Consider the following 15754-nt stretch of genomic DNA (forward strand, 5'->3'; position numbering starts at 1 on the left):
ACCACCAAAAACCGTAATCAATAAACCAAAAACTCGTTTTATTAGCTAACTTGCCGCACAAAAATACGATTTACAATTCTCCTTGTTGCAGTTGCCATGAATATACACGAGTATCAGGGTAAAGAAATTCTGAAAAAGTACGGTGTCCGGATTCAGGAAGGCATCGTAGCTGAATCGCCCGAGAAAGCCGTTGAAGCCGCTAAACAGATTATGGCGCAGTCCGGCTCAAAGTTCGTCGTCGTAAAATCGCAAATTCATGCTGGTGGTCGCGGCAAGGGTAAAGTCGTCGGTAGTGAACAGCGTGGTGTGGCTCTGGCGAAATCCGTTGAAGAGGTACGCGATATTGCGAAAAACCTGATCGGTAATGTACTGGTAACGCACCAGACTGGTCCGGAAGGCAAAAAAGTAAATAAAGTGCTGGTTGCCCAGGACGTTTTCTACCCCGGTGCATCGGAGCCGAAAGAAATGTACATCAGCATCCTGCTGGATCGTACCAAGGCTTGCAACGTTATCATGGCCAGCACCGAAGGGGGCATGGACATTGAAGAAGTAGCCGAGAAAACACCCGAAAAAATCGTAAAAGAGTGGATCGATCCGGCGGTTGGCTTACAGCCCTTCCAGGCTCGTAAAGTGGCTTTCGGCCTTGGTTTAGAAGGCGAAGCGTTCAAAGAAATGGTGAAATTCGTTACGTCGCTGTATAAAGCGTACGTTGATACGGATGCTTCCATGTTCGAGATCAACCCGGTTCTGAAAACATCGGATAACAAGATTTTGGCCGTTGATGCGAAAGTTAATCTCGACGACAACGCGCTTTACCGTCACCCTGACCTGGCCAATCTGCGCGACATCTCAGAGGAAGATCCGCTCGAAGTAGAAGCGTCAGCCAATGACCTGAACTACGTTAAGCTCGATGGTAACGTTGGCTGTATGGTAAACGGTGCTGGTCTGGCGATGGCTACGATGGATATCATCAAACTGTCGGGTGGCGAGCCTGCTAACTTCCTCGACGTAGGGGGTGGCGCTAACGCAAAAACCGTTGAAGCCGGATTCCGGATTATCCTGAAAGATCCAAACGTAAAAGCGATTCTGATCAATATCTTCGGTGGTATCGTTCGCTGCGACCGCGTGGCAACGGGCGTCGTGGAAGCGTACAAAGCGATTGGCGACATTCCGGTTCCAATCATCGTTCGTTTACAAGGTACCAATGCCGAAGAAGGCGCGAAGATCATTGACGAGTCAGGCCTAAAGGTTCAGTCAGCCGTGTTGCTGAAAGAAGCCGCCGAGAAGGTTCGTCAGGTTGTAGCTGCTTTATAAAGACAAAGCTGACTAACAAAAAAAGCCGGGACGAACCCGGCTTTTTTTGTTAGTCAGCTTTGTTAGCTATTCCGTCTTGATCCATTATAATACTTCTGTGCGTCAGGCAGTAGTTTCTGCAAGTCGGCAATCCGGCGCTGATCGGACGGGTGATCAGACAAAAACTCAGCGGGTGCTTTACCTCCGCTTGCCTTGGCCATCCGCTCCCAGAACGTAATGGCTTCCCGAGGGTCATAACCAGCCATTGCCATAAAGATCAGCCCGAGGTGATCCGCTTCCGATTCCTGCTTGCGGCTGTGCGGTAAGCCTACTCCGTATTGATATGCCAAAGGTCCTACGACGCCGAAAGCCTGTTGAAACAACGCCTGCGTTTGAGGGGTTCTGGCCGATGAAGCAATACCCGTCGCTACCTGACCAGCTTGGAGCAATCCATTGGCAACTAGTCCCTCACTCATACGCTCGTTACCATGCTCCGCAATAGCGTGCGATACTTCGTGCCCAAGTACCGTTGCCAGCCCCGCTTCGTTTTGGGTGTACGGTAGAATACCTGAATACACGACAATCTTACCGCCGGGCATACACCAAGCATTGACCTGGTTACTTTGCACCAAGTGGTACTCCCACTTAAACCCTTCCAGGCGTTTGCCATATCCGTTGCTGTTCATGTAACTCTCAACAGCCTGTCGAATTCGATCCCCCACTCGATTGACCATCTGGGCATCTCCGCTGTTGCTTACAACTCGGCTCGTGTCAAGGAACTGTTTATACTGGGTAAAGCTCATCGAGAGCATATCGTTATTCGGTACTAAAATCAGTTGCTTTCGTCCAGTTAGGGGTACTTTCTCGCAAGCGGTTACCGCAAAGACAAGCGACAACATCGCTATGATGGCTTTTTTCATTTTTGTGCGTTTTTGTTGAATGGTTATTCTGACGATATATGACGCGCAACATACGGGATTTGTTCAAATATTTACAAACGGGTGCGGTCAGGCCCTCTTTAGTCCTTAGATTTGCAACTGTCAGAATAGTTTAATAAAAACGCTGAGGGGCCGATCACTGTCCTTTGTGCCAAAAACTCGGACTCGCTGTCCGCGTTACACTATGAAAATTATCGCCGTTGGTCGCAATTACGCCGAACATATTAAGGAACTCAACAACGAACAGCCCGACGATCCGGTCATCTTTTTAAAGCCCGAAACGGCGGTACCGCTTAAAAACGAACCGTTTTTTTACCCTAGCTTTTCGAACGACGTTCATTACGAAGTTGAAATTCTGGTAAAAATCAATCGAGTTGGGAAAAACATCGACGAGAAGTTCGCTCATAAGTACTACGACGAAATCGGGATAGGAATTGATTTTACGGCCCGCGATGTACAGAGCAAACTGAAAGCCAAAGGACTACCCTGGGAACTGGCTAAAGGCTTCAATGGCTCTGCTCCTATCTCTCCGTTTATTCCAAAGACAGAATTTGCCAATTTGCAGAATCTGAACTTCCGTCTTGATGTTAACGGAGAAACCCGTCAGCAGGGAAACACCAGTCTGATGCTGTTCAAAATTGACTACCTGATTTCATTCGTTTCGCGGTATTTTCTGCTGCAACAGGGTGACGTTATCTTTACGGGTACGCCTAAAGGAGTTGGTCCCGTCCAAATCGGAGATCAGTTGACGGCTTACATTGAAGATCGAAAAATGCTGGAGATTGACGTAAAATAAACGACTCTTTATTGCCTGTTGGCATCACACAGTCCTCTGTGGTATCGCAAACGGGGAGTAGAAGTCTTCAATGCCTTTATATTGAAACGAGTACGTATTACGAGTGTCCTGGCGATGCTGATCTCCGCTGGAATGACCTTTGGTCAGACGAGTATAGACACGGCCAAGTCACCACAGAATGGAACCGCTACGGCGAGCCGCCTGGGAGAGCCGCCCATTGCCCCAGCCGGTTATTTTATGTTTCCAATCCGGCCGGGTTCCGCTAATTCGCTGGCGGGTGGATTGGGTGATTTACGAGCCAATCACTTTCATGCGGGTCTGGATATTCGAACGGGAGGTCAGGAAGGCTTGGACGTTCATGCCGCAGCCGATGGCTACATTTCTCGCATTGCCGTCTTTACCGGCGGCTACGGTAATGTTGTGTTTATCAAGCATCCCAACGGCCTGACAACGGTTTACGGGCACCTGAAAACGCTTAAAGACACGCTTGGCACTTACCTCCGCGAGCAGCAATACCAAAAGAAAACGTTCGAGATTGATTTACGGCCCGTACCGGGTCAATTTCCGGTTAAGCAGGGCGACGTGATTGCAGCATCCGGCAATACAGGCGGATCAGGCGGTCCTCACCTGCACTTCGAAGTGCGCGACGCGAAGGACAACCTCATCAATCCGCTGCTTTACGGTTTCTCCGAACTGAAGGATGATGTGCCGCCTTATTTTGAGCGAATTGCGCTGAAAACCATGACCTCGACCTCGCGCGTTAACGGTGAATACCAGCGAATCACCTACGCACCCGTTCGCCGGTCTGACGGAACTTACACGCTCACGCAGCCCATCACAGCATCGGGCTTAATCGGTTTAGAAGTGCTGGGCTACGACAAAACCAGCGGTTCGCCTTATCGCAATGGAATCAGTTGTCTGGAAATCCGGCTCGATGGGCGCGAGGTTTTTGCGTACAACATGAATAGCTTTCCCAATGAGCAAACCCGGTACATGAACATCCACGAGAATTACGAAGTGGAACAAATGAGCGGGCAACGCTACCACCGCGCGTACATTGCGGACGGCAACATACTGAACCTTTACAAGTTACAAAGCAATGCCGCCTATCGGGGGCGTTTACCCTTGCTTGATGGCAAACCGCACGAAGTAACGCTGACGCTTTTTGATGCGTTCGATCATGCGGCCCAGCTGACGTTCACGATTCTGCCGGAAATAACAACGACAAAGCCGCTTCCAGCAGATTCGGTAGCCACCCTTCCGGCGGAATCAGATCAGACGAGCGATATTCCAACAGCCACCATCACGACCGATGAAAACGTACTAAAGCTGACGGTCAGGAACATATCGGCGGCTAATCCTCCGATGGCAAAATTACACGTGGGCCGTACGATAACGGAGCAGGCGGTTAGCTATGTTCGTAACAATCAAGCGGTTTATCTCATCGATTTGCGGCAGACATTGCCCGATTCGGTACAGTTTGGCCGGGGTGTTGTGCGGACTAATTTTAAAAAGCGCATTATTCCCGGACGGGGTGATGTGGTGGTCGATGGCACAACTCGCTTGGCCTTTTCGCCTAAAACGCTTTATGACACGTTACATCTGGCCATGCGACCGCTACCGGGTGGTGGATTAGAGATTAACCAATCAACGATTCCGCTCAACGATTATTTAACCATTCAGTACCAACCGAACTACCCGATTGCCATCGATACCATGCGCACAAAAGCGTATTGGACCAGTGGCGGACGGGCCAGCTTCCTGGGTGGCAAATGGAATAAAGGACGAATCGAATTTAAGACTCGTTCCTTAGGCCGGTTTCAGCTTATGACGGACGCGAACCCGCCTACGGTCGAGATTCTGTCCGCTACGCCAAAGGGAATAACGGCCAAGATCCGGGATGATCTGTCGGGTATTGCGGATTTCCGGGCGCTGGTCAACGGCGAATGGGTGCTGATGCAGTACGATTACAAGCGGGCGTTGCTTTGGTCGGATAAACTCGATCCGGACGAACCCTTTGAAACGGGCTCGGAAGTACTTGTGCAGGTGAAAGATCGGGCTGGCAACATCGGTTCCGACAGCACGACGATTGAAGCCCCCCGCGCCCGACCAGCGGCACGTCCTAAAGCCGCACCAAAGCGTCGAAAAAAACGGTAAGGGTAGCTTAAGAAAGGTTCTTTCTTTTGTGTGAACTGGTATAAAACAGCAACTATAGATTTTTAGATATGAGTCTGAACGTTGGCGATATCGCTCCTGATTTCACAAGTACCGACCAAAACGGTCAGCCTATTAAGCTGTCCGATTATCGGGGAAAGAAGGTGGTTTTGTATTTTTACCCCAAAGACGATACAACGGGTTGTACGGCTCAGGCGTGTAGCCTTCGCGACAACTATTCGGATCTCAAAGCGGCTGGTTACGAGGTACTGGGCGTAAGTATCGATGATACGAAGTCGCACCAGAAATTCATCAACAAGTACAATCTGCCCTTTACGCTCGTCGCCGATACGGACAAGCAAGTCGTTGAAGACTACGGCGTGTGGCAGGAAAAATCCATGTATGGCCGTACGTACATGGGTACGGTCCGCACGACGTTTCTAATTGATGAAAACGGTATTATTACGGAAATAATCGGCAAAGTAGATACCAAGCAACACGCCGATCAGATTTTGAAATAAGTAAGTGCGGATGCCCACGTCCGTGCTGTTTCCTTAAATCCTGATGCGGATGTGGGCGTCCGCACCATTACTACATGGAACTCGAACAACTCGAACACATTGCAACCGCCGTTCGGCGCGACATCGTTCGCATGGTAGCCGCCGTTAATTCTGGTCACCCAGGCGGTTCGTTAGGCTGCACCGACTTTCTGGTCGGCCTTTATTTTGACGTAATGAAGCTTAAGCGGGATGAGAATGGCACCGTCATTTTCGACATGGACGGACGCGATGAGGATCTGTTCTTTCTCTCGAACGGACACATATCGCCGGTTTTCTATTCCGTGTTAGCTCGGTCAGGGTACTTCCCGATCGACGAACTGGCTACGTTCCGCAAACTGGATAGCCGTCTGCAAGGGCACCCCACCACCGCCGAACACCTACCGGGAATTCGCATCGCTTCGGGCTCCTTGGGACAAGGTTTATCGGTAGCAGCGGGAGCGGCTTATTCGAAAAAGCTCAATGGCGACACGAATCACGTGTACGTATTAATGGGCGACGGCGAGCAGCAGGAAGGCCAAATCTGGGAAGCAGCTCAGTTTGCACCCAACAAAAAACTGGGCAACCTGACCGCCGTAATCGATTACAACCTGGCTCAGATTGACGGCAAAACGGAATACGTCAACGACAACCGCGATCTGGCGGCCAAATACAAAGCTTTCGGCTGGCACGTCGACGAAATGCAGGGTAACGACATGGCTGATGTAATCAGAACCCTCAAGAAAGCACAGGAAAACCCGGACGTTCCGACGTTGATTCTGATGCATACAGAAATGGGCTTTGGTGTGGATTACATGGTTGGCAGCTACAAATGGCACGGCGTAGCGCCAAATGCTGAGCAGCTTACTCAGGCCCTCAACCAACTGCCGCTATCTGTAGGCTACTCTGATTACTAAACATAAGCCCTTGCTGTCTCTGAAGAAATTATGAAAAAGTACGAATATACCGAAAAGAAAGATACTCGCTCGGGCTTCGGCGCGGGCATGGCCGAATTAGGCAAAACCCACCCGAACGTTGTTGCCCTGACGGCTGACTTAGCGGGATCGCTTAAACTTGATGCGTTTATCAAAGAGAATCCCGAACGGTTTGTGCAGTGCGGGATTGCCGAAGCAAATATGATCGGCGTATCGGCGGGATTGACCATCGGTGGCCATATTCCTTTCGCCACGACCTTCGCCAACTTCGCGACGGGCCGTGTGTACGATCAGATCCGTCAGTCGGTTGCTTATTCAAACAAGAACGTTAAAATTTGTGCGTCGCACGCTGGGGTTACGCTTGGCGAAGATGGTGCTACCCACCAGATTCTGGAAGACCTGGGCATGATGAAAATGTTACCAAACATGACCGTCATCAACCCTTGCGACTACAACCAGACCAAAGCCGCTACGCTCGCTATTGCCGACCATGTTGGCCCGGTTTACCTCCGCTTCGGACGGCCTGTTATTCCGGTGTTTACCCCCGCCGATCAGAAATTCGAAATTGGCAAAGCGTGGACGGTGAACGAAGGTTCGGATGTGTCGATCTTCTGCACTGGTCATCTGGTCTGGGAAGCCATCAAAGCGGGCGAAATGCTGGCCGAAGAAGGAATCGAAGCCGACATTATCAACATTCATACGATTAAACCGTTAGATGAAGAAGCAATTATCGCTTCCGTGAAAAAAACGGGTTGCGCTGTATCGGCAGAAGAACACATGATCAGTGGCGGTTTGGGCGATAGCGTTGCGCATGTTCTGGCGCAACATAATCCGGCTCCGCTGGAATACGTGGGTGTCCATGACACTTTCGGCGAAAGCGGAACCCCTGACCAGCTGATGCAGAAATATGGTCTCACCGCCGACAAAATTGTTGAGCAGGTGAAGAAAGTAATGGCAAGAAAATAAGTGTTCGGTTTTTCAGCTTTCAGTTGGTTGACCCCTCATGCAGGCTTAGGTCAGCCAACTGAGAACTGAAGGCTGAATATTAAACAACGAATGACTGACGCAGAACTCCTCGCCAAATACCGCGATCCGTCGAGCCGGAATTATGCCTTTAATCTGTTGGTACGACAGTATCAGCAGAAAGTTTATTGGCATATTCGGAAGATGGTCATTGACCACGACGACGCTGATGATCTGGTGCAGGAAACATTTATTAAAGTCTGGAACAGCCTGGAACAGTTTCGGGGTGATAGTCAGTTATATACTTGGATATACCGCATTGCGACCAACGAATGCCTGAACTTTCTCAACAAAAAACGTCGTCGTTTTTTCCTGCCCATCGGTGACGTAGAGGGTGAGTTGATGGAAAAATTGGAAAGTAATGCTGATTTTGTCACGTCGGGCAATGAACCCAGCGGTGAAGAAATACAAATGAAGTTGCAGAAGGCGCTTCTGAAGCTACCGGACAAACAACGGCTTGTCTTTAACATGAAGTACTTCGACGACATGAAGTACGAAGACATTGCCGAGATCACGGGTACATCAGTTGGCGCGCTGAAAGCATCCTATCACCTGGCGGTAAAAAAAATCGAAGATTATCTGGATAAATCTGACACGTCTGATTAAACCTCAGCTCGCGTGGCTTGTCAAATCGCTAATAGGAAACGAATTGTGTGACTTGTACACAGAACGACAATGAACGAAATGAACAACTTCAGGCTTGACGAACTTCCCCCTGAGCATCCGCTTCGGCAGCAACCGTTTCGGGCTCCGGACGGCTACTTCGATCAGCTGCCTTCACGCGTACAGGCTCGGGTGACCCGCAAACCGAAACCAGCCTTCAGTATCAGCTGGTCCTGGCAACGAACGGCTACGTCGCTGGCAGGAGCCAGTTTAATTGCGGTGCTGATCTGGAAAACATTACCGCAGCGACAAGAGTCTTTAGGAAATGAAGCCTTGACGGGGGTGAGTAGTGAGGTGATTGCGGCTTACCTTGACGACCAGGGAGTCGACCCCTATGAATTAGCGGACAATCAGCAACTTCATTCATCACTGGGCAGTGATACGACGGCAATTCAGTATTTAAACGTGAAACCCGCCGATATTCAGCAGCTCATTGACGAACAAAACGTATCGGAATCTCTGGGCCTCGGCTCCTGACTTTAAAGAATGGTTAATTTTACCGCAATGAGACACGCATGGATTGGTTGGCTAGTAGCGATGATGATGACAACAAATGTCACTATCGCGCAACAGGACCCAAACGGACGCCAGAAGATAGAAGCCGCCAAGATCGGTATGATCACCAACCGGCTGAACCTAAGCACCGATCAGGCCCCGCAGTTCTGGGCGGTTTATAACGAATACAACGCGAAGAAGCAGGAACTAAACCGGCGGATTCGTCAGCTTAACAACGAGCCGTCCCGTACTAATCTCAACGACAACCAGTTGGTCAACGGTTTACGCGAAATCAATTCGACGAAACAAAAGCTGGCTGATCTTGATGACGAGTATATGAGTCGGTTCCTGAAAGTTATCAGCGCACAGCAATTAACAGAGCTGTACAAAACGGAGCAGACGTTTAATAAAATGCTGCTTAATCGGTTGAACAACCAGAATTAGCAGCCGATCACACGCGATTATCCTGACTGACTCTGGTCTCATCGGATTCAGGTGCTCTGAGTAACAGAAGCGGCACGACAAAGTCAGTCAGAATAATCCGTTCTATTTACCAGCTTAATAGCGTACGACCTTAAAGCTGGAAATACCCCCGTCGAAGCGAATAAGCATTTTCTTTTTGGCAGCATCATAACCGGGGCTTTCAAACACACCCCCACCGACCTCGGTAAATTCGTCCAGATGCTCTATGTTTAGCGCACCATCTTTTTTGATACGGCAACCGACTTCTTTGGGAACATGAACGGTTACCGAAGCGGCCCCTACTTCCAGTTTCACGTCCGACATATCGGCTTTTGACCCCAGTTTAAGATCAAGGTCAGCCGCTCCGGCGGCCAGTTTGAGGTTCTTCACGGCATAAGCGCTTAAGTCCAGATCACCCTGACCGGCTCCCAAAGCAATGTCCATCGTCCAGGCGGGATTCTGATTAAGATGAACGTCTACCCGGTTTTCAAACTTACCGTCTTTCAGATTAAAATCCTGGTTATCATCCTTGGGCTTCAATTCAATCGTCGGAATGTGGGTTACCGCATCGCGATCTACGGACATGGAATAACTACCGATGTTTTGGCGGGTATCCGCTTTGATCAGCTCCGAGGTCGGATCGCTAATGACAAACCGACCGGCCCCTCCGGCCATTTTGAATACCGCTTCACGAGTATCGGCCTCCATCGACTCCGTAAACGTGTTTGTCTGCACCGTAGTCGACTTCCGCTGCTCCCGTTCTGAACGATAATCGCTTTCATTATCATCGTCGTCATCACGGCTGGACTCGTTAGCGTCATCATTGTTGTCATCATCCTGATTCCAGTGGATACCGAACCCATCGTGATCTCTGTCGTGCGCAAAGAAGCCAAACAAGGTGGTTGGTACCGCTACGGCCAGCATAACCGTTGTAACAAAAGCCGCTGGATTGCCGCGTCGTTCGAGAATCAGGTTTACACCCGCCAAAATCAACAGCACGGGCCACAAATCGACCAGCGAGTGCCAGTTAACATCCAGCCAGCCAGCCCGACGAGCCAGGAACAGCACGCCAAACGTGAGCAGAAAAATACCCCAGAATAATCCATTTCTTCGTTGCATGACAAAGGAGATTTAGGAAAGGTATAGGTGTATTCACACAGCCTATACCCTCGCATGGTACCTCTATTACAAAGGGTTATTTGTATTGTTGTTATTGGGATCGTAGGGTGTTTTGATACGATCCCGGAAGATGAGCCATAAACCAATTGCGATCAAGACAAAAGGCCATAGATCACCAAAGTCGATGTCGAAATAACGATCCAGCAGGAACAGCACGCCAAGCAGGATCAGTACGGCACCTCCGATAACGCTACGGTCGGGTGATGCAGGTTGGTTGGGATTGTAGGGGTTCATAGAAAAAACGGGGTTTGCATAAACGGTTGATTGAGCCACTGATCCGCCAAATCGACGTTCAGGCAGAGCAATCCACAAGATACAGTAAATGATAAAAGACGGGAAATGAGGGATTAAAATTCCGATCACAAAAATGAACCGGACCAAGGCGCGATCTATTCCAAAATAGTCAGCTAAACCAGCGCATACCCCGCCTATCTGGGCTTGTTCAGAAATTCGTTCTAATCGTTTGTTCATGGCTTTCGTTGTTAAAACCGATGTAAACCTAGTCACGAAGCCGGATGTGCGGAAAAAGAATAGGAAGAATGGACGCGCGGTTTGATGGAAGTGTGTTTTCAATGATAGTAGGTAATACATAGTAGCAGGTAACGACTAATAAATGATAGCCGCTCCTTGCCTTAAGCCATCTACGATTGTCTGAACTCGCTACTCTTCTTCGATTGCTTCCAGAATATCCATTAACTCCCCGAACTCTTTGTTGCCCGGACGCTCTTCGTCGCCACCGCTGAGCGCGATACCCCGAACCGGTAATTCAGCTAGCAATTCATGGACATTCTGGGCGGAGATACCGGTTCCGAGCAATACGGAATGACGATTGGCTATTCGCTGAAGGGCCCCTTTTAATTCGGCATCAAGATGAAGCGGGGCCTTACTTTCAAGCAGGACATACTCCGCTCCGGCTGCGCCCGTTTGCAACAAGCTATCTAATTGATCAAGCGTTAAGAGCGATAAATCGACCCGTAGAATAAGTGGTTTTCCAAATGTGCCCAGATAAGGAAGCAACGCGGCTTCGTCTACCTGAAGCAGATCGGGCTGGTAGGTTTCGAGCAACGATTCAATGGTTTCTGGATCGGTTGACGCTGTTTCGCCGACAATCTGAACACCCGCCACCCACGATTTTATTTCTTCAAATTTCTTTGGATCAACATAGTCGGGCGACTCGGTGTCCATCGAGAAACCAAGCATGTCAACGCCCATACCGGCGCAATACCGGGCATCACTGAGATTCGTAACGTTGGAAATTTTAACAAGTGTTGCGAGAGCCATGATAAAGTCAATTGATGCTGCGAAGGTAAGAGCGCAAAAAGCGTGGTGCAAGGAGCAGGTGTTTTCTCCATGCTCTTTGCACCACGCGCTTCATGCAATATCCTGGCTCCGGTTGACTATTTATTCACCCGATTGTATATGGCCCGAAAGTTTTTGACGCTCTCGGCAATTTCCGGACCGTTGTTTTCCCAGTGGTATTCGTACTCCGCTGAAATGGGTCCTTTGAACCACTGACGCTTCAACTCCCCAATAACGGCTTCCACTTTACTATCCCCAGTACCCCAGACTACATCATGGTATTTTCCGTCCGGCGTATCCTGCTTCACGTCTTTAAAGTGCATACCGAGTACATGCCCGTTTAGTTTTTTCAGGCACTCAACCGGATCGAGTCCGGAGCGCACCCAGTGACCAATATCCGAGCAAGAGCCAACGTACTTACTACCACCGATGGCCGCCAGAACCGTATCGGGATGCCAGTAGCGCGACGGCTTGGGGTGGTTATGTAAGGCTACGTTTATCTTATACTGCTCAGCCAGTTTGCGCACCAACGGCATTTGTTCGGGTGTTGGCTCGGAGTTGATGTTTAACACACCCATATCCTTGGCAAATTCAAAAACGGCTTGCCAGTCCTGATCGGTCTTAGGGCTGATGACGCCATAAGCTACAATCGTAAGGCCACGATCTTTCACTAATTTCTTGATGGTCTGTCGCGCTGTTGCGTCCATGTTGAAATCCATCTTTCCGTCGATCCCTCCGCCAATCGTCTGACCCGGATAAATCTCAACGTATTTCAGGCCACAACTATCAATTTTCCGCAAGGCTTCCGTAAACGGAAATAACCGAAACGAGTAGGCTTGAGCACCCAGTTTCCAGCCCGCTTTGTCTTCCGGATTTTTCTGCGCTAACGCCGAAACAACGCTCATGACGACAATTAATCCGCTTAACAGGTATTTTGTCCGATAGTTCATAGAGTCCATTCTTTTTGACAAAAGGATAGAGACAACCTGCTTTACCCATTTCACGGTTGGGTGCCCGGCGGCAATATAAATCACCGGCAAACTTCAGCGAATCTCGTACCGCCGAAACTAAGCAGAAGTTAATTCGTGTTGGTATCTTTGTGCGCCGTTGTCGAAGCAACGACGCATTTGAACGATTCAATCGCAGGACTTTGAATCCTGGCAGATCATTATGAGCAAACACGGACGCATTTTAGTCGCCATGAGTGGCGGCATTGATTCCTCACTAGCAGCGGTTATGCTGCACGAAGAAGGCTACGAAGTTATCGGCATGACCATGAAAACATGGGATTATGCGTCTTCGGGCGGTACCAAAAAAGAAACGGGTTGTTGCAGCCTTGACAGCATCAACGACGCCCGGAACATCGCCGTTAGTCTCGGCTTTCCGCATTACATTCTGGATATCCGGGAGGAATTTGGCGATTATGTAATCAATCATTTTACGGGTGAATACCTCGAAGGCCGGACACCGAATCCCTGCGTGCTGTGTAATACCCACATCAAATGGGATGCGCTCCTTCGCCGGGCCGACCGGCTCGACTGCGAGTTTATCGCCACCGGACACTACGCCCATATCCGCGAAGAAAACAGCCGCTTCGTTATTTCGAAAGGAGTTGATACGCTGAAAGATCAGTCCTATGTATTGTGGGGCGTATCGCAGGAAAGTTTGAGCCGGACGAAACTTCCGCTTGGTCATCTGCGCAAATCGGAAATCCGCGATATGGCGAAAGACCGGGGCTTCATCGAACTGGTCACCAAGTCGGAATCGTACGAGATCTGCTTTGTACCCGACAACGATTACCGGGGTTTTCTGAAACGGCGGGTGCCGGGGCTGGAAGCGGAAGTAGCCGGTGGTAACTTCGTGATGGAAGGCACGGGCAAAGTGCTGGGGAAACACCTGGGCTATCCGTTCTATACCATCGGGCAACGGAAAGGGCTGGGTATGGCGTTTGGGCAACCCATGTTCGTGACCGAAATCCGGAAAGACACCAACGAAGTGGTACTGGGCATTGACAAAGATTTGTACCGCGATGGCATGATCGTTAGCAAGCTAAACCTACAAAAATACGATTCGATCAATGGGCCGCTGGAAACCGTGACGAAAGTTCGTTACAAAGATCCGGGTACACCCGCTACCATTTCACAAACGGGCGACAAAATAGAGGTCCTGTTTCAGGAAGGCGTTTCTGCCATTGCGCCGGGTCAGGCAGCCGTTTTTTACGAGGGCGACGACGTAGTGGGGGGCGGTTGGATCATGAAAAGCTTCCGCCAGAATGACCCGATCCGTGAGTCCGCCTACGCAGTTGTTTCCTAATGCTTATATTCACAGCGCAGTCCACCGGGGCTGCGCTTCTTGTTTCACCCATGACGACCGAACCCACCGATCCCACTCGTTACCCAATTGGTCTTTGGCAATCGCAGGATACCTACACCGTAGCGGAGATTCGTCAGCTTGTTGATCAGATCGCAACGCTGCCCGATGCTTATGCCCTCGTATTGGCCAACGTTTCGACGGCTGACCTGTCCCGCCAGTATCGACCTGGTAGCTGGACCGTCCAGCAGCTTGTCCACCACGTTGCGGATACGCACATGCTGCATTTTATGCGGTTGAAAAACGCCCTGACAGCGCCCGACACCGTTGGCGTTATGGCCGATGTGAATGCCTGGGCGGCCCTCAGCGAAGGACAACATGCGCCAATTGCCGATTCGCTTATCTTGTTAAAAGGAATTCATCAGCGCATCGCTTTTCTGGTTGGCACCTTGCTGCCCGACCAACTCGCCATCACGTATTACCACCCAGTTCGCCAGCGCCACCTTACACTGGCCCAGGCACTGTCGGTTATCGTCTGGCACGCCGAGCATCACCTCGCCCATATTCGACTCGCTCTCCAAGTAGCCTAACGAAAGAACCGATCACCCGTTTTCCAACTTCTTCTGCGATGCGCATTCAGACTGGTATCATTCTACTTTTTTTAAGCTGTTCAACGTTTCTTTTCGCCCAAACGCCACCGACCGGGCATCCGAATACGAACGGTGCCGGCTGGAAACCGCTTTTCGAGCGGGACCTTTCCGACGCCAATTACCCCAAGGGGGTTTGGAGCTACGACGAAGGCGAACTAACAGCCACTGCCGACAAAGCAATCTGGACCGCTAAGCCCTACGACGATTTCATTCTTGACTTGTTCTTTAAAACCGCCGAGGGTACCAATAGTGGCATTGTCGTTCATTGCAGCGATACAACCAACTGGATTCCGAACGCCGTCGAAATCCAGATTGCCGACGATCACAACAAGCAGTGGGCCGACGCGCCGACCAATGGGCAGTCCGGCGCTTTTTTCGGTCATCAGGCTCCTACCAAAAAGCTCGTTAAAAACCCCGGCGAATGGAACCGCTGCACAGTAACGTGCCAGGGCAAGACAATTTATGTCGTGCTTAACAATCAACTGATTAATACAATCGATCTGACAAAATTTACGTCTGCTCAGAAAAATCCCGATGGTTCGGATGTACCCGAATGGCTCAACAAACCAGCCGCCGATTTGCCGCTGCGTGGCTACGTTGGCTTACAGGGAAAACATGCCGGAGCACCGATCTACTTTAGAAACCTGAAGATCAAGGAGCTGTAGTCACATCATTGCTTTGTAGCTGTTCCTTATCCAGACTAGTTAGCGCAGATGTAGGCGAACCAGTCACTTTTTCGCCTGGATTTTGTTATGTATACGCTATGCAGAACGAACCTCAAACCCGTCACAGTCGCATCCTTCCCGAACTGCGCTTTTCCCTCAACCTGCTGTATGTGGGACGGCTGCTGGTGGGCATGAAATCGGCTGAAGAGGGGCAGGAACTATTTGATGAACGTATTGAAACCGTAACCGACGATCTCGTTTCGACCGAATTGCTCCACGAAGCGGCAGTGCTGGCGGGTGATGTGTTGCCCGAAGCCCCTTCGGTCTCGGCACCGGACGATACTGAATAAGTCGCA

The 15754-nt window shown here is 50.2% G+C and carries 18 protein-coding genes; 13 read left to right on the forward strand and 5 right to left on the reverse strand.

Annotated features, from left to right (window positions below):
- The first annotated feature begins 96 nt into the window (after positions 1-96).
- Positions 97-1314 carry an ADP-forming succinate--CoA ligase subunit beta gene (gene sucC, locus LQ777_RS13275; protein ID WP_232558405.1) on the forward strand — a complete coding sequence of 406 codons (1218 nt, stop codon included), beginning with the start codon at positions 97-99 and terminating at the stop codon, positions 1312-1314.
- Between the two features lie 62 nt (positions 1315-1376).
- On the opposite strand, the gene LQ777_RS13280 is transcribed toward sucC, so the two are convergent.
- The gene (locus LQ777_RS13280; protein ID WP_232558406.1) at positions 1377-2213 is read right to left on the reverse strand and encodes a M48 family metallopeptidase; all 837 of its coding nucleotides are present in this window, start codon (positions 2211-2213) and stop codon (positions 1377-1379) included.
- Between the two features lie 202 nt (positions 2214-2415).
- On the opposite strand from LQ777_RS13280, the gene LQ777_RS13285 reads away from it, so the two are divergent.
- The 8 genes from LQ777_RS13285 (at position 2416) to LQ777_RS13320 (ending at position 9277) form a co-directional block, all read left to right on the forward strand.
- The gene (locus LQ777_RS13285; protein WP_232558407.1) at positions 2416-3027 is read left to right on the forward strand and encodes a fumarylacetoacetate hydrolase family protein; all 612 of its coding nucleotides are present in this window, start codon (positions 2416-2418) and stop codon (positions 3025-3027) included.
- A 237-nt stretch (positions 3028-3264) separates the two neighbouring features.
- Positions 3265-5184: a M23 family metallopeptidase gene (locus tag LQ777_RS13290; protein WP_232562851.1), complete on the forward strand. Its 1920-nt coding sequence runs from the start codon at positions 3265-3267 to the stop codon at positions 5182-5184.
- 68 nt (positions 5185-5252) lie between these two features.
- Positions 5253-5702 carry a thioredoxin-dependent thiol peroxidase gene (gene bcp / locus LQ777_RS13295; protein WP_232558408.1) on the forward strand — a complete coding sequence of 150 codons (450 nt, stop codon included), beginning with the start codon at positions 5253-5255 and terminating at the stop codon, positions 5700-5702.
- A 74-nt stretch (positions 5703-5776) separates the two neighbouring features.
- On the forward strand, positions 5777-6634 hold the full coding sequence (locus LQ777_RS13300) for a transketolase (protein ID WP_232558409.1): 858 nt from the start codon (positions 5777-5779) through the stop codon (positions 6632-6634).
- Positions 6635-6664: 30 nt separating this feature from the next.
- Positions 6665-7618, forward strand: a complete 954-nt coding sequence (locus LQ777_RS13305; protein ID WP_232558410.1) for a transketolase family protein — start codon at positions 6665-6667, stop codon at positions 7616-7618.
- Positions 7619-7708: 90 nt separating this feature from the next.
- Positions 7709-8281 carry an RNA polymerase sigma factor gene (locus tag LQ777_RS13310; protein WP_232558411.1) on the forward strand — a complete coding sequence of 191 codons (573 nt, stop codon included), beginning with the start codon at positions 7709-7711 and terminating at the stop codon, positions 8279-8281.
- A 69-nt stretch (positions 8282-8350) separates the two neighbouring features.
- Positions 8351-8815 (forward strand): hypothetical protein, encoded by a 465-nt coding sequence (locus LQ777_RS13315; protein ID WP_232558412.1) that lies wholly within the window; start codon positions 8351-8353, stop codon positions 8813-8815.
- A 9-nt stretch (positions 8816-8824) separates the two neighbouring features.
- Positions 8825-9277: a hypothetical protein gene (locus tag LQ777_RS13320; protein WP_232558413.1), complete on the forward strand. Its 453-nt coding sequence runs from the start codon at positions 8825-8827 to the stop codon at positions 9275-9277.
- Between the two features lie 114 nt (positions 9278-9391).
- On the opposite strand, the gene LQ777_RS13325 is transcribed toward LQ777_RS13320, so the two are convergent.
- The 4 genes from LQ777_RS13325 to LQ777_RS13340 all read right to left on the reverse strand — a co-directional run bounded on the left by LQ777_RS13325 (position 9392) and on the right by LQ777_RS13340 (position 12723).
- Complete coding sequence (locus tag LQ777_RS13325) at positions 9392-10414, reverse strand: LiaI-LiaF-like domain-containing protein (protein ID WP_232558414.1); 1023 nt, start codon at positions 10412-10414, stop codon at positions 9392-9394.
- A 66-nt stretch (positions 10415-10480) separates the two neighbouring features.
- The gene (locus tag LQ777_RS13330; protein ID WP_232558415.1) at positions 10481-10945 is read right to left on the reverse strand and encodes a PspC domain-containing protein; all 465 of its coding nucleotides are present in this window, start codon (positions 10943-10945) and stop codon (positions 10481-10483) included.
- 189 nt (positions 10946-11134) lie between these two features.
- Positions 11135-11755 carry a phosphoribosylanthranilate isomerase gene (trpF, locus tag LQ777_RS13335; protein ID WP_232558416.1) on the reverse strand — a complete coding sequence of 207 codons (621 nt, stop codon included), beginning with the start codon at positions 11753-11755 and terminating at the stop codon, positions 11135-11137.
- Between the two features lie 116 nt (positions 11756-11871).
- Positions 11872-12723, reverse strand: a complete 852-nt coding sequence (locus LQ777_RS13340) for a sugar phosphate isomerase/epimerase family protein (protein ID WP_232558417.1) — start codon at positions 12721-12723, stop codon at positions 11872-11874.
- Positions 12724-12943: 220 nt separating this feature from the next.
- Here LQ777_RS13340 and mnmA point away from each other — a divergent pair, with 220 nt between their 5' ends.
- From mnmA to LQ777_RS13360, 4 genes are all read left to right on the forward strand, one after another.
- Positions 12944-14086 (forward strand): tRNA 2-thiouridine(34) synthase MnmA, encoded by a 1143-nt coding sequence (mnmA, locus tag LQ777_RS13345; RefSeq protein ID WP_232558418.1) that lies wholly within the window; start codon positions 12944-12946, stop codon positions 14084-14086.
- Complete coding sequence (locus tag LQ777_RS13350; RefSeq protein ID WP_232558419.1) at positions 14086-14673, forward strand: DinB family protein; 588 nt, start codon at positions 14086-14088, stop codon at positions 14671-14673. Before mnmA ends, LQ777_RS13350 begins: the two co-directional genes overlap by 1 nt.
- 38 nt (positions 14674-14711) lie before the next feature.
- Positions 14712-15398, forward strand: a complete 687-nt coding sequence (locus LQ777_RS13355) for a 3-keto-disaccharide hydrolase (protein WP_232558420.1) — start codon at positions 14712-14714, stop codon at positions 15396-15398.
- Positions 15399-15496: 98 nt separating this feature from the next.
- Complete coding sequence (locus LQ777_RS13360) at positions 15497-15748, forward strand: hypothetical protein (protein WP_232558421.1); 252 nt, start codon at positions 15497-15499, stop codon at positions 15746-15748.
- The last annotated feature ends 6 nt before the right edge of the window (positions 15749-15754 follow it).

Source organism: Spirosoma oryzicola, from assembly GCF_021233055.1.
Taxonomy (GTDB): Bacteria; Bacteroidota; Bacteroidia; order Cytophagales; family Spirosomataceae; genus Spirosoma; species Spirosoma oryzicola.

Excerpts from the sequence above, each read along its gene's own strand:
- sucC (WP_232558405.1), top strand. The coding sequence starts at position 97 with ATGAATATACACGAGTATCAGGGTAAAGAAATTCTGAAAAAGTACGGT.
- LQ777_RS13280 (WP_232558406.1), bottom strand. The coding sequence starts at position 2,213 with ATGAAAAAAGCCATCATAGCGATGTTGTCGCTTGTCTTTGCGGTAACC.
- LQ777_RS13285 (WP_232558407.1), top strand. The coding sequence starts at position 2,416 with ATGAAAATTATCGCCGTTGGTCGCAATTACGCCGAACATATTAAGGAA.
- LQ777_RS13290 (WP_232562851.1), top strand. The coding sequence starts at position 3,265 with ATGTTTCCAATCCGGCCGGGTTCCGCTAATTCGCTGGCGGGTGGATTG.
- bcp (WP_232558408.1), top strand. The coding sequence starts at position 5,253 with ATGAGTCTGAACGTTGGCGATATCGCTCCTGATTTCACAAGTACCGAC.
- LQ777_RS13300 (WP_232558409.1), top strand. The coding sequence starts at position 5,777 with ATGGAACTCGAACAACTCGAACACATTGCAACCGCCGTTCGGCGCGAC.
- LQ777_RS13305 (WP_232558410.1), top strand. The coding sequence starts at position 6,665 with ATGAAAAAGTACGAATATACCGAAAAGAAAGATACTCGCTCGGGCTTC.
- LQ777_RS13310 (WP_232558411.1), top strand. The coding sequence starts at position 7,709 with ATGACTGACGCAGAACTCCTCGCCAAATACCGCGATCCGTCGAGCCGG.
- LQ777_RS13315 (WP_232558412.1), top strand. The coding sequence starts at position 8,351 with ATGAACGAAATGAACAACTTCAGGCTTGACGAACTTCCCCCTGAGCAT.
- LQ777_RS13320 (WP_232558413.1), top strand. The coding sequence starts at position 8,825 with ATGGTTAATTTTACCGCAATGAGACACGCATGGATTGGTTGGCTAGTA.
- LQ777_RS13325 (WP_232558414.1), bottom strand. The coding sequence starts at position 10,414 with ATGCAACGAAGAAATGGATTATTCTGGGGTATTTTTCTGCTCACGTTT.
- LQ777_RS13330 (WP_232558415.1), bottom strand. The coding sequence starts at position 10,945 with ATGAACAAACGATTAGAACGAATTTCTGAACAAGCCCAGATAGGCGGG.
- trpF (WP_232558416.1), bottom strand. The coding sequence starts at position 11,755 with ATGGCTCTCGCAACACTTGTTAAAATTTCCAACGTTACGAATCTCAGT.
- LQ777_RS13340 (WP_232558417.1), bottom strand. The coding sequence starts at position 12,723 with ATGAACTATCGGACAAAATACCTGTTAAGCGGATTAATTGTCGTCATG.
- mnmA (WP_232558418.1), top strand. The coding sequence starts at position 12,944 with ATGAGCAAACACGGACGCATTTTAGTCGCCATGAGTGGCGGCATTGAT.
- LQ777_RS13350 (WP_232558419.1), top strand. The coding sequence starts at position 14,086 with ATGCTTATATTCACAGCGCAGTCCACCGGGGCTGCGCTTCTTGTTTCA.
- LQ777_RS13355 (WP_232558420.1), top strand. The coding sequence starts at position 14,712 with ATGCGCATTCAGACTGGTATCATTCTACTTTTTTTAAGCTGTTCAACG.
- LQ777_RS13360 (WP_232558421.1), top strand. The coding sequence starts at position 15,497 with ATGCAGAACGAACCTCAAACCCGTCACAGTCGCATCCTTCCCGAACTG.